The organism is Rufibacter aurantiacus (assembly GCF_017916345.1).
Lineage (GTDB): Bacteria > Bacteroidota > Bacteroidia > Cytophagales > Hymenobacteraceae > Nibribacter > Nibribacter roseolus.
The window spans coordinates 246324-258123 of sequence record NZ_JAFMSV010000001.1; the positions used below are offsets into that span (position 1 = coordinate 246324).

The following is an 11800-nucleotide window of genomic DNA, read 5'->3' on the forward strand; positions in this document are numbered from 1 at the left end:
CCCACCCCCACCCCTCTCAAGAGGGGAATAAAAAATTGTGCATTTATGTAAAATGTAGGGGCAATCCCTTGTGGTTGCCCTTACTCTTGTAATTTGGACGGTAGCTGACCACCTCACCAAGACACACGCATTCCGTCCCCCTTTGAAGGGGGTAGGGGGATGACGAAGGCGCACCAAGAACCGCCCAGCTCAAGATAACGCAAGGGCAACCACAAGGGATTGCCCCTACACCTATATTCCTGCAAAATTAGTAGCAGGTGTAAACACCCCTCTTCGCTCCCCTCAAGGGGAGAATCGTGTATATTTGACGGGTTGATGTTTAGAGCCTAATTTGCCAAAAACAGACCCTAAACGGAACAACCTCTTGGCACTCAATTACGGCACCTCTACTATTTTACCAGTGGTATGATGGCTGGCAATCTGCTGCAGTGCCTCCCCAGCCTGATCCAAGGAATAGGTTTCGCTCACGTGTACTTTCAGGTGCCCGGCATCGGCTAGTTCCCGCAGGTGCTCCAGTTGGGTGGAGTTGGGTTCCACGAAGAGGTACTGGAAATCAATGCTCTTGTCCAGGTTTTCGCCCCTGTTCAGGATGGAGACCAGCTTGCCGCCGGGTTTCAGAGCGATGAGACTTTGTTGCAGGGTGTCGCCGCTAGCGGCATCAAAGATGAGGTCTACGCCGTCTGGGAAGAGTTCTTTTACGGCTTCGCCTACATGGGTGTCCTTATAATCTATGGTGTGGTCGGCGCCCAGTTCCTGCATGAACAGGTGGTTTTTCTGGCTGGCCACGCCAATGACAGTGGCGCCTTTCCACTTGGCAAGCTGAATGCCCAGGTTCCCGATTCCGCCGGAGGCGCCCAGGATGAGCACAGTCTGGCCAGCCTGCAGGTTTCCGGCATTAAACATGGATTGGTAAGCCGTTAATCCCACCAGCGGAATCCCGGCGGCTTCCTCAAAACTCAGGTTTTTGGGTTTGCGGGCCAGGTAACTCTCGGGTATCACGATGTACTCCGCGAAGGTACCCTGCTGCACCACGGGCCGGCGGGCGTAGGCATACACCTCATCACCCACGTTGAACCGACGGGCACTGTATGCGCGGTCTTCCACCACGCCGGCCACATCCCAACCCGGGATAGCCGGAAATTGCACGGGTAAAAAACTGCTCAGCCAGCCGGCCATCACGGCGTTGTCAACGGGGTTCACAGCGGCGGCCTTTACGCGCACCAGCACTTCGCCCTCTTTTAACTCCGGTATTTCCAGTTCTTCTACTTTTATTTTTTCGGGGCCGCCAAACGCCTCGTAGAATGCCGCCTTCATTTGTGTTGCCATGGCATTTCAGGTTAATTTTCACACAAATACAAACTGTGTTTTACTCCTGAAAGGCCAACTTGTTCCCGCAAAAGAAGAATATGGCCCCAATGGCCGAGGACTTACACCATCTGTTTTAAGGGCATTTTCCCAAAAACTGCTTATAAATAAGCCACAGTTAGGCAAAACCTGCCTTGTCTGTAGTCCGTTCAGTTTATTACCTTTACCCTACAGACAAGAACCCCAACCTCTACCCGCCGAAGCTTTCATACTTCCCTCGGGGATAATCATCAATGATTTATTTATGAGCACCCAGATAGAATCTTTAGAACCTAAAGCCCTGTGGCAGCATTTCGCGGCGCTGAACGCCGTTCCCCGTCCGTCAAAAAAAGAAGAGCGTGTGATCAAGTTCATCCAGGACTTCGGGAACAGCCAGGGATTTGACACCATCACCGATGAGGTAGGCAACGTCATCATCCGGAAACCGGCTTCGCCTGGCATGGAAGACCGCCAGACCGTGGTGTTGCAAAGCCATCTGGACATGGTGCACCAGAAAAACGCTGATACAGAGTTTGATTTCAACAGCCAGGGCATTGACATGTACGTAGACGGCGATTGGGTCAAAGCCAAAGGCACCACCCTGGGTGCCGATAACGGCATTGGGGTTGCCACGCTCATGGCGCTGCTTACTTCCAGGGATATTGCACACCCGCCGCTGGAATGCTTGTTCACCATTGACGAGGAAACCGGCATGACCGGCGCCATGGGCCTGAAAGGCGGTCTGCTCACCGGCTCTATCCTGCTCAACCTGGACACCGAGGATGACAGCGAACTCACTATCGGCTGCGCGGGCGGCGTGGATGTAACTGCCACCGGCTCTTACAACGAGGAGCACATTCCGTTCGACTTCGCGGCGTACCGCATCAGCATCACCGGCCTTACCGGCGGCCACTCGGGCATGGACATCCACCTGGGTCGCGGCAACGCCAACAAGCTCATGAACCGCATTTTGTACCAGGCGGCGGCTAAATTCAACGCCCGGGTGTACAGCATTGACGGCGGAAGCCTGCGTAACGCCATCCCCCGCGAGTCATTCTCCGAGGTGGCCGTACCAGAAGCCAAGGCAGAGATTTTTGAGCAGTTTATTTTAAAACAGGCCGAAATCCTTCAGGAAGAATACACCCTTACTGATCCTAACCTGCTGGTTCAGGCCGAGCCTATAGACCTGCCCTCCTTCGCGATTTCCTACGATTTCCAGAACCAGTTGCTGCGCGCGCTGTACGCCTGCCCCAACGGCATTTACCGCATGAGTCCGGCTATCCAGGGTTTGGTGCAGACCTCCAATAACCTGGCCCGCGTGCTGGTAAAAGACGGTTCGTACTCTATCCAGTGCCTCACCCGTTCCTCCGTGGACACCGAGAAAACCGACTTGGCACAGGCTATCCAGAGCACCTTTGAACTGGCTGGCGCCAGCGTGACCCAGAAAGGCTCTTACCCCGGCTGGACCCCTAACCCCGAGGCCACCATCGTGAAAACCATGACCCACCTGTACCAGGAACTGTTCCAGGAGCAACCGCACGTGAACGCCTGCCACGCCGGCCTGGAATGCGGTATTCTGGGCACCCACTACCCACAGATGGAAATGATCTCCTTCGGCCCCAACATCACCGGCGCCCACTCCCCCGACGAGAAAGTCCAGATCAGCTCCGTACAGAAGTACTGGCGTTTCCTGCTGGAGACCTTGAAGCAAATACCGGTGAAGGCGTAAGTTCTTTGCACCACCCCGCCCTCCGGGCACTCCTCCTAAATCAGGAGGGGAGTTTTTGACGCCTTTGCGCGCTCCAATGACCTCGTAGCGTCCGGATGACCTGCGAGTGTCTACGTTGGTGGCTCTGGAACGCCCGTGACTGGCAGGTGTAAACACCCCTCTTCAGAGCTGCGCTCCCTGCCTCAAACTCTCGTTTGGGCAATCCTCAAGGGGAGAATCTCTTCAGCGATGGGTGATGACGCAAGGTATTGCATCTCTACAAAGAAAGACCTCACAGGTTTTGAAAACCTGTGAGGTCTGTTGCGTTCCTGTTAGCGCATTCCCTTTTCCAGCCTTTCGGTGGAGCGCCTTGTCAGGTTCCGGTGCCGCTAGGCATTGCGACCGCAAGGGAGCAAAGGAAGCTGGCGCAGCGCGAGGCCGGAAGGCGGGGCCTCGCGGCCGTGAGCGCACAGAGAGAAACCATGCAACACCACGGCTTATGAACTCACGCAAACAGCAGCGCCACGCCAGCACAAACGGACTACGCGTACAATAAAAGCCATAGCCCCTGCATCAACCTTCCGTAAACGAAACATAAATCAATTACACAATAGCATCGCTTACAAACCCCATGTCCACACCTGACCACCTCCCCCAATTCACCCCGCAGGAAAAAGTCTCCCTCTCGCAACTGCAGCAACAGTTCAACGCCAGCATCCAGACCATTGACCAACTGAAAGCCCAGTTGGCAGAAAGGGCCAGGATTACAGAAGTGGCGCGGGCGCGGGTGCAGAAAGAGATTAAGCCCTTGATGCGGGAGATGGTGCAGCGGCGGGTGGCGTTGGTGCAGTTGCTGGACGAGGCATACCACCAGGAGCACTTTCCGCAGCTGGAAAAGGAAAAGCTGGCCACCTTTATTATAGAACAAGCCTCTACGCTGGTACACCACTATGACGCACAGGAGTTGGCCGAGTTGCTGCAGCGTTACACCACACCCATAACTACCCCAGAGAAAGACGCCAACGTCACCAAAGCAGAAACCCAGAACCTGCTCAAGAATGTGCTGGGGCTGGACGTGAACCTGGAGGATCTTTCCAACCTGGAGGCGTTCCAGGCTCGTCTGGACCAGCAGATGCAGGAAGAGCAGGAAAGACGCGAGGCCCAGCGCAGCCATCGGCAGAAATCAAAGGCGCAGCAGGCCAAGGAAGCCAAGCTGAAGGCGCAATTGGAGAGCATCAGCAAAGCCAGCCGCCGCCTGTATACTACCTTGGCCAAACTGCTTCACCCAGACCGGGAACGCGATGCCGCCGCCCGCGTCTGGAAAGAAGAGGCCATGAAAAAGGTAACCATCGCCTACCACCAAGATGATTTCTTTGAGCTGCTGCGGCTGCAGATGGAGTTTATGCACGAGCAGGAACAATTGCTGGCCCAGGTTCCCGAAGACCAACTCACCTATTACGTGCACCTGCTGCAGGAGCAGATCCAGGAGATGGAAGACGAGCACAGCAACTACTACATGGGGGCAGACGCGCAGCTCTACAAAGAGTTCGGCGGTACGCCCAAGCAGATGGAGGCCAAGTTCAGGAGCGCCAAAAAGGGACTTCGGGAAGAAATCCAGCACTTGGACTACGCCCTTACAGATTTCAAGTCTCCGGCCTCATTACGGGAGTTTCTAAAAGGATTGTAGCAAAATTCTCCTGAAACAATCCAAACCCAAATTCTTCTGTTTCAAGGCTATTTTCAGAAAAGCACCTCAAAAGGAGCCATCATCAACCTATATTAAGGTAGCTACATCAACCCTGACCTGGTAATTCGCGTATATACTTACATACCTATATGTAACCATTTAAATACTGAGGACCATGCACGAAGCTGAATATAGAACCCGAGGTAACTGGAATGAGGTCAAAGGTAAAATGAAACAAGCCTATGGCGATCTTTCCGATGACGATCTCACTTATGACGAAGGTCAGGAAGATGAGTGGCTGGGCAAGCTCCAGCAGAAGATAGGGAAAGCCAAACATGAGCTTAAATCATGGATTGACTCTCTCTAAACATTGCAGCAATGTAAAAAGTCCCTTGCTCGGCCTGTCCGGTAGAGCGGGGATTTTGCGTTTACAGGCATAGGTGATTTCTCTTTTATGGCCCTTTTTGCAAAACAAGGCCTCAAACGCTTGGACCAGGAATAGGCAAAAATTCACCTCACTCCCTACCTTTGGTCCGTTCCAATTTCATCGTGATTTTAAGGGTGAGAAGCTTATCATTTTGCGGTAGATTCCAGTAACTTTGCTGCCCCAAATTGCTCCCATGATCTTATATCAGAATGGTCTGATTCAATTAGACTACAACCCTGCCACCGATGTGTTGCATGTCACACTGCCAGACGCACATCATATTGGCGTTACTGAACTCAAGCGCTCCCTTGATACCATTGCCTCTTACATCCTGAGCTATGATGTGAAGAAGCTTCTGCTCAACAGCAGCAATACTCTTCTCCATGACATGGATGATACCATTTACCGCGACTTGGTAGCCCAGTTCTTCACCGATCTGAATAAATCAAGGCTGCAAAGAATTGCGCGGGTGGGCACGCAAACCACTTCGCACGAGATAAGGTCGGCAAACATGACAGCTGAGTTAAAGCAGGAATTAGCGGCTTCCTTTGTGCTGGAGACTTTCCATTCTGAGCCTTACGCCCTGCAGTGGCTTCTGCAGCCCAACTAAAAGACAAACTTTCAACCCAACCAGGAATTCCTCTAATCCTCAGGATAGTCCCTGCAAGGCAAAAAAAGACCTGCTCTTTTGGAGCAGGTCTGGAAAAAGAGGCGAAAAACTTCTACTGCACCTGGGCAATCTGCACCGAAGGGTGATCTTTCCCGAAGGCCTCAAAAGCCTTCTGCTTATTGGTGCCTAAGACTTCCAAAAGGGCCGCCGCGTACTTTTTGTTAATGGCCGCCACATCAGCATCGGGGGCAGACACTTCCTGTATACGGGAAAGCTCCAGGTTCCTGATTTTCAGGTAGTGGTACTCATTCAAATTCAAAGCATTAGCGATATCACGAGCAGTGTTGCTTGCTGTTGAGGGCATGGTTCCGGCAACAGTGCTTCCCAGGAGAGTGAATGTTAAGAGCAGGGTAGCGTAAGTCTTTTTCATATTCTATTATTTTTTATAACATTTTATATACAGCACCAAAGATGGCAGTTTAATTCATTGACACTTACCATTTTAGCCAAACACCCCTTAAAAGAAGATAAATGTATTTATTTCGTCGTTAAATCATATTTAATAATTATCTGTAGAAGGCTGGTTTGCATGCATTACCTGAAGGATCATTTCCCTGTGAAGGTGTAAAATCATATCTTTAGCGCCATTTCTAAAAAAAACAGCCTCAGAATGAAAGGTCAACGCAAAGCAGCTTTAGGGTTCATCTTTGTGACATTACTTATTGATGTCATTGGGTTCGGGATTATCATTCCGGTGCTGCCCAAGCTGATCAGTGAATTGATCCACGGGAGCCTGAGTGAAGCCTCGCTCTACGGCGGATGGCTCATGTTTGCCTACTCCATCACGCAGTTCCTTTTCTCGCCGGTGTTGGGTAACCTTTCTGACCGGTTCGGCCGGAGACCGGTGCTGCTGTTCTCACTGTTCGGGTTTGGGATAGACTATATTCTTCTGGCCTTGGCCCCCAACATTGGCTGGCTTTTCGTGGGCCGGATTATTGCGGGCATTACCGGGGCCAGCATGACCACCGCCACCGCCTACATCGCTGACATCAGTACGCCTGAGAAAAGGGCCCAGAACTTCGGTATGGTGGGCGCGGCCTTTGGGCTGGGCTTTATCATTGGGCCTGTGATTGGTGGGGTGTTGGGGCAGTTTGGCGCGCGGGTGCCGCTCTACGCCGCGGCGGCCATTACGCTGCTGAACTGGCTGTATGGTTTCTTTATCTTGCCAGAATCGCTGGCGCAGGAGCACCGCCGGCCGTTTGAACTGAAGCGCGCCAACCCGGTGGGCTCTCTCCTGCAGCTTAAGCGCTACCCTATTATCGCCGGTTTGGTGGGTTCCCTCATTTTTGTGTACATCGCGGCGCACGCCACCCAGAGCACCTGGTCTTACTACACCATGGAGAAATTCAAGTGGAACGAGGCCTGGGTGGGTTACTCCCTGGGCTTTGTAGGCCTTATGGTGGCCATTGTGCAGGGTGGGCTCATCAGGTACATCAATCCGGCGCTGGGTCCTAAGAAATCGGTGTACTACGGGCTGGCCTTGTATGCCCTGGGCTTCCTGCTGCTGGCCTTCGCCACCAAGGAATGGATGATGTTTGCCTTTCTGGTGCCGTATTGCCTGGGCGGGATTGCGGGTCCGGCTATCCAGGGGATCATCTCCACGCAGGTGCCGCCCAATGAGCAGGGCGAGCTGCAGGGCGGCCTTACCAGCCTGGTAAGTGCCACCTCCATTGTGGGCCCGCCCCTCATGACGAATCTTTTCGCCTACTTCACCAGCCGGCAAGCCCCGGTGTACTTCCCCGGCGCACCTTTCCTGACCGGTGCTGTGCTTACCGTGGTCAGCGTGATTCTGGCCGTACGGTCCTTGTCGCGCCATGACCTGCAGGTGGCACCGGGCGCTGGGCCGCAAACGCTGGTTCCGGCCACCGATGAAGCCCCGGCCATTGCCCCGGGGCTTACAGAATAGTCAGCACGTTCTCGGGCGGGCGGCCTACCACGGCTTTTTCTCCGTTCACCACAATGGGGCGTTCTATGAGCACCGGGTTCTCTGTCAACACCTGTAGCCACTCTTCCTGGGTGAGGTGCTGGCCGGCATAAACCTCTTTGTAGAGCTTCTCCCCTTTCCGGATAATGTCCTCGGGCCCGGCCTGGAGCTTGGCCAGGATTGCCCGGAGTTCCTCTACCGTGGGCGTTTCTGAGAGGTAAGGAACCACTTTTATTTCCTGGCCGGTGTTCTGTAGCAACTCCAGGGCCTGGCGGCTTTTGCTGCAGCGATTGTTGTGGTAGATAGTGATCATGTTTCTAAGACAATGGATTTAGGCACCTGAACTGGACTTTGCCCCGAAAATAATTTATATTTAGTAAGTAGTTCCGGGCGTTCCAAATCGTAAGCGTATGTTGGTCCTCAAAGATAGTTTGGTTGAGTTACATTATGACGTAACCACGGATATCCTCTCCATGGCTTGGCCCGACCTGAACGGCTTTGCCTTATCGGAGATAAACCACTCCCTCAAGAAGGTCATAGACACCCTCAAGCACTATGACATTAAGAAACTTCTGATAGACGGCCGGCAAAACAAAGTGGAAGTCACGGAGAAAGAGCAAAAGCAGGTGGCCCACCAGTTCAGCCTTGATCTAAGGCAAACCCGAGTAAAGAAAGTAGCGCGCTTGGCTTCCATGGACCGCGAGAAAGAAAGGCGCACCCACCTGCTCAGCGAGGAACTGATCCATGAATTAACCTACTCAGTGCAGTACCAGGAATTCACCGATGAACGTACCGCCGTGGCCTGGCTCAAAGCCTGACTTCAACTGTGCCTCCGGAAGATGCCTAAAGTCCTTATTCCCTTTTAAAGCTGATTTCCCTAAAACAGGCCTTTAACGAGGACTCTCTTTATTCCCTTGTCAAATCAACTATCAAAGGGTCTCCGGTCTTCCGGTAAACAGATCATCTCCAATCTATTAAGAAGTCTAACTGCGCCCAAACAGTTGCCTGCAAGGCTGTTCTGTTTGGGCGCGGCTTTTTCCGGCTTTACTCCAGAGAAATCTCCTTACAGCCGGAAAACCAATTTCCTCATAGGGGCAGGCCTGCAAGCGCCTGTCTAGAGTAGAAAATTCAGATACCCACCAGATGGGGTGTCATTCACCAAAGACTTAAAACTATCTACTCTTATGAAAACGCTTGCAAAATCCCTTGCTTTCCTGGCCCTGGCCCTGTTTACCTTTTCGTGCTCAGAGGATAACCCCGAGCAACCCCAGCCCCAACCCGGCAAGGCCATTGACGAATGGGGCCAGTCTATGCTACAGATAGAACAGATTGCCTCAGAAGTGGAACTGCTGGCCCGGGGCACTCATGCGAACGGCAGCAATTTTCTGTCATGTTCCCAGGTGCAGAACGAAACTGACCCCGATGGGCTGGAAACTACCTTCACGTTCTCCGGTTCAACTTGTGTGGACGGGAAAACCCGAACCGGCAAGATTTCAATGTTCACCAGCAACAAAACCAATTTGGAGGGCGTCATTTTCCTGGACGACTATAAGGTGAACGGCACAACGTTGGAAGGAGCCTTCGCCTTCCAGGTGATACAGGTATCCGGCAAAGCTGCTGCCCTCCGGTTGGTGAGCAGCAACGCCCAGGTAATTCCCGCCTCCGGCAAGTCCTTCAACTACTCCTTCAACCGCGTGACGCACCTGAAAGAAGGCGCCGGAAGCGTCTATGACTACTCAGACGATGTGGTGGAACTCTATGATGCCGAGTACAGCTGCCTCAAACAAGACGGTGCTTTCCAGGCTTCCCTCCTGGCCCCCGTTTTACTTAAGAGATCCTGCGCCGCGCCGGCTAATATGAGACCGGTGCAAGGCAAGGTGTTGATCCAGATGACTACCGGCCAGAAAAGCACCCTCAACTTCGGGGACGGCACCTGCGCCGCTCAGCCTTCTGCCGAGTAATAGCGTCAAGATGAAGCATCAGCTGTTTTGACCCTGATTTCATAAAAACGAAGGTAAAACAGACCTCACCTGCAAAATGCCGGAATCCGTTGATTTCGGCATTTTGCGTTTTCAGAGTTGGCCCGAACACTGGGTTACTCAGGTAAATCTCAGGATTCATTTTGCACGGTATATCTATTGGAGACAAATGTCCTTTCCTGCGTTGCCAGAAGGCCGTAGGTTTGTGACATGGAAGAGCATTTCTATACCGAATACCGCACCAAGATCACCTCGTTCCTGCAAGGGAACGGAACGTTGCTGGCGCAATACCAGATCAGGGAAGTTCAACTTGCGGCGCAGGACATTCTTTTGAAACAGGGCACCGCGCCCAAAGGGGTGTACATCTTAGCCTCGGGATTGGTGAAAGTGACCAGAACCACAGCCGCCGGCCAGGTATTCACCCTGGGCGTTTTTGGCCCCGGTGAGGTGGAGGGCGATGTGGAGGCGCTCATGCACATGCCCCATTTCTGCACGGTGCAGGCACTTACTGCGTGCCGGTTTTACCATATCAACAGTGAGGTGTTCCTGAAGATGCTGGCCCGGGAAGAGGAATTCAACCTGCTCATGCACCGCTCCATGGCCTCCAAAATGCTGAACACCTCGCTGCAGAGCTCCATCCAGAACACCAACCGGCTGTACTTCACCCTGCTCATTGTGCTACGCGAGCTTTCCCGGCTCAATGAACTACAGATCTCCAAACCACTGCTCACCGAGCTGCTGGGCACCTCCCAAAGAAACCTGAACCGCTTGCTACGCCAGCTGGAAGAAGAAAACCTCATTAAAGTAAAAGGCACCCTGGTAGCCTCCATAGACCGCCAGAAAATAGAAAAGAGAATTGAAACCTATGACTTCGAAATACAATAAACAACCCTTCCCGGTAGAGGGCTGGGCCCGAGAAGAGCAGTTCCGCTTCTTCAAAACCTTTACCCAACCGTTTTTTAACGTACACACCCAGGTAGACATCACCCCGCTGTACCAACTGTGCAAGGAACAGAACCTCTCCGTTTTTCTAGGCTACCTGTACGCCACCCTGGAAGCCGCCCGCGCCACCGTGAGTTTCCGGCTGCGCCTGGAGGGGGATGACGTGGTGCTCTACGATGGCCTGGACCTGTCTACCACTGTCCTTCGGCAAGACCACTCCATCTCCTTCATGAGTTTGCCCCACCAGCCCAACCTGTCGGAGTTCTGTACCCACTCACGAGCCCTCATCTCGGCCGCCCAGGCCGGAAAGCAACTCTTCATAGGCCACCAGGGTCCCGATCTGCTGCACCTCACCACCCTGCCTTGGTTTAAATCTACGGGCATAGAACACGCCTACTCGGTAAATTCCCAAGAAACCGGAGTTCCAAAAATCGCTTTCGGGCAGTTAGAGGTGCAACCTGGCAAGGTAACGCTCCCCCTGAGTGTTTCCCTGCACCACGCCCTCGCCGATGGCTACCACGTGCACCTGTTCCTGCAGCAGATGGAAAGGGCAATCAACCGTTTGACGGAAGAATATACCGTGGAGGCATCAAACCAAAAGGAACCCGTTTCAGCGGGTTTTTTATAAAATTGTCCCGAAAACCAGAAAAGCATGATCCTTTAGTAACCGCATCCGTTACATCCCAAACCTATTCATAAATCTCATTGACATGACACAACGGGAAGTAACCGATCAAGACAACCTCACCTGGACCTGCGTGCAAGCCTACGCCGGTTTACAAGGCGATGCCGCTGAAAAAGCAACTGAACTCTCTGAATTTGAAGAAGGCACCGTCACCGTAGTCTGCACCCCCAGCGGCCAGGCCCAAACCGTTCGCCTGGAACTCCCCAGCAACTGGCTGGAAGCCACCTCAGACGAAGAGATCCTGCAGAAGATAGCCCAGGAGCGGTAAACCTTATAGTATCTGATTGTAGGGGCACCTCTTGTGGGTGCCCTCTCAATTAGCTAGGTTATTTCAGGTAGTTTCCAGTTGTTGCGTCAGAACCATCGGAGAAAAGGCAGTGCCTGGTCTCTACATAATCAGGTAATCCGAGCAGACACCACAACCACCTGTTTCT

General features: G+C 53.0%; 13 protein-coding genes. 10 read left to right on the plus strand and 3 right to left on the minus strand.

Translation table 11 applies throughout. The annotated features are described in order from the left end of the window. Nucleotides 1-375: 375 nt before the first annotated feature. Nucleotides 376-1326, minus strand: a complete 951-nt coding sequence (locus J3P34_RS00970; protein ID WP_210486037.1) for an NADP-dependent oxidoreductase — start codon at nt 1324-1326, stop codon at nt 376-378. Nucleotides 1327-1609: 283 nt separating this feature from the next. Between J3P34_RS00970 and J3P34_RS00975 the strand changes: the two genes are divergently transcribed. From J3P34_RS00975 to J3P34_RS00990, 4 genes are all read left to right on the plus strand, one after another. Continuing rightward, a complete protein-coding gene (locus J3P34_RS00975; protein ID WP_210486038.1) occupies nt 1610-3073 on the plus strand; it encodes an aminoacyl-histidine dipeptidase in 1464 nt (487 codons plus the stop codon). Between the two features lie 610 nt (nt 3074-3683). Continuing rightward, a complete protein-coding gene (locus J3P34_RS00980; protein ID WP_210486039.1) occupies nt 3684-4739 on the plus strand; it encodes a J domain-containing protein in 1056 nt (351 codons plus the stop codon). A gap of 175 nt (nt 4740-4914) precedes the next feature. Beyond that, nucleotides 4915-5106: a CsbD family protein gene (locus J3P34_RS00985; protein WP_210465846.1), complete on the plus strand. Its 192-nt coding sequence runs from the start codon at nt 4915-4917 to the stop codon at nt 5104-5106. A 253-nt stretch (nt 5107-5359) separates the two neighbouring features. Beyond that, nucleotides 5360-5776 carry a hypothetical protein gene (locus tag J3P34_RS00990; protein ID WP_210486040.1) on the plus strand — a complete coding sequence of 139 codons (417 nt, stop codon included), beginning with the start codon at nt 5360-5362 and terminating at the stop codon, nt 5774-5776. A 112-nt stretch (nt 5777-5888) separates the two neighbouring features. On the opposite strand, the gene J3P34_RS00995 is transcribed toward J3P34_RS00990, so the two are convergent. Then, entirely contained in the window at nt 5889-6206 is a 318-nt protein-coding gene (locus J3P34_RS00995) for a hypothetical protein (RefSeq protein ID WP_210486041.1), read from the minus strand. Between the two features lie 240 nt (nt 6207-6446). Between J3P34_RS00995 and J3P34_RS01000 the strand changes: the two genes are divergently transcribed. Further along, entirely contained in the window at nt 6447-7742 is a 1296-nt protein-coding gene (locus tag J3P34_RS01000) for a TCR/Tet family MFS transporter (RefSeq protein WP_210486042.1), read from the plus strand. On the opposite strand, the gene arsC is transcribed toward J3P34_RS01000, so the two are convergent. Further along, complete coding sequence (arsC, locus tag J3P34_RS01005; protein ID WP_210486043.1) at nt 7732-8073, minus strand: arsenate reductase (glutaredoxin); 342 nt, start codon at nt 8071-8073, stop codon at nt 7732-7734. The genes J3P34_RS01000 and arsC overlap by 11 nt on opposite strands. 97 nt (nt 8074-8170) lie before the next feature. On the opposite strand from arsC, the gene J3P34_RS01010 reads away from it, so the two are divergent. The 5 genes from J3P34_RS01010 to J3P34_RS01030 all read left to right on the plus strand — a co-directional run bounded on the left by J3P34_RS01010 (nt 8171) and on the right by J3P34_RS01030 (nt 11634). After that, nucleotides 8171-8578, plus strand: coding sequence for a hypothetical protein (locus J3P34_RS01010; protein ID WP_210465851.1), 408 nt, complete (start codon nt 8171-8173; stop codon nt 8576-8578). 366 nt (nt 8579-8944) lie between these two features. Next, nucleotides 8945-9721, plus strand: coding sequence for a hypothetical protein (locus tag J3P34_RS01015; protein WP_210486044.1), 777 nt, complete (start codon nt 8945-8947; stop codon nt 9719-9721). A gap of 228 nt (nt 9722-9949) precedes the next feature. After that, nucleotides 9950-10624 carry a Crp/Fnr family transcriptional regulator gene (locus J3P34_RS01020; RefSeq protein ID WP_210486045.1) on the plus strand — a complete coding sequence of 225 codons (675 nt, stop codon included), beginning with the start codon at nt 9950-9952 and terminating at the stop codon, nt 10622-10624. Beyond that, a complete protein-coding gene (locus J3P34_RS01025) occupies nt 10605-11309 on the plus strand; it encodes a CatA-like O-acetyltransferase (protein ID WP_210486046.1) in 705 nt (234 codons plus the stop codon). The genes J3P34_RS01020 and J3P34_RS01025 overlap by 20 nt, the downstream gene beginning before the upstream one ends. A gap of 82 nt (nt 11310-11391) precedes the next feature. Next, nucleotides 11392-11634 (plus strand): hypothetical protein, encoded by a 243-nt coding sequence (locus J3P34_RS01030; RefSeq protein ID WP_210486047.1) that lies wholly within the window; start codon nt 11392-11394, stop codon nt 11632-11634. The last annotated feature ends 166 nt before the right edge of the window (nt 11635-11800 follow it).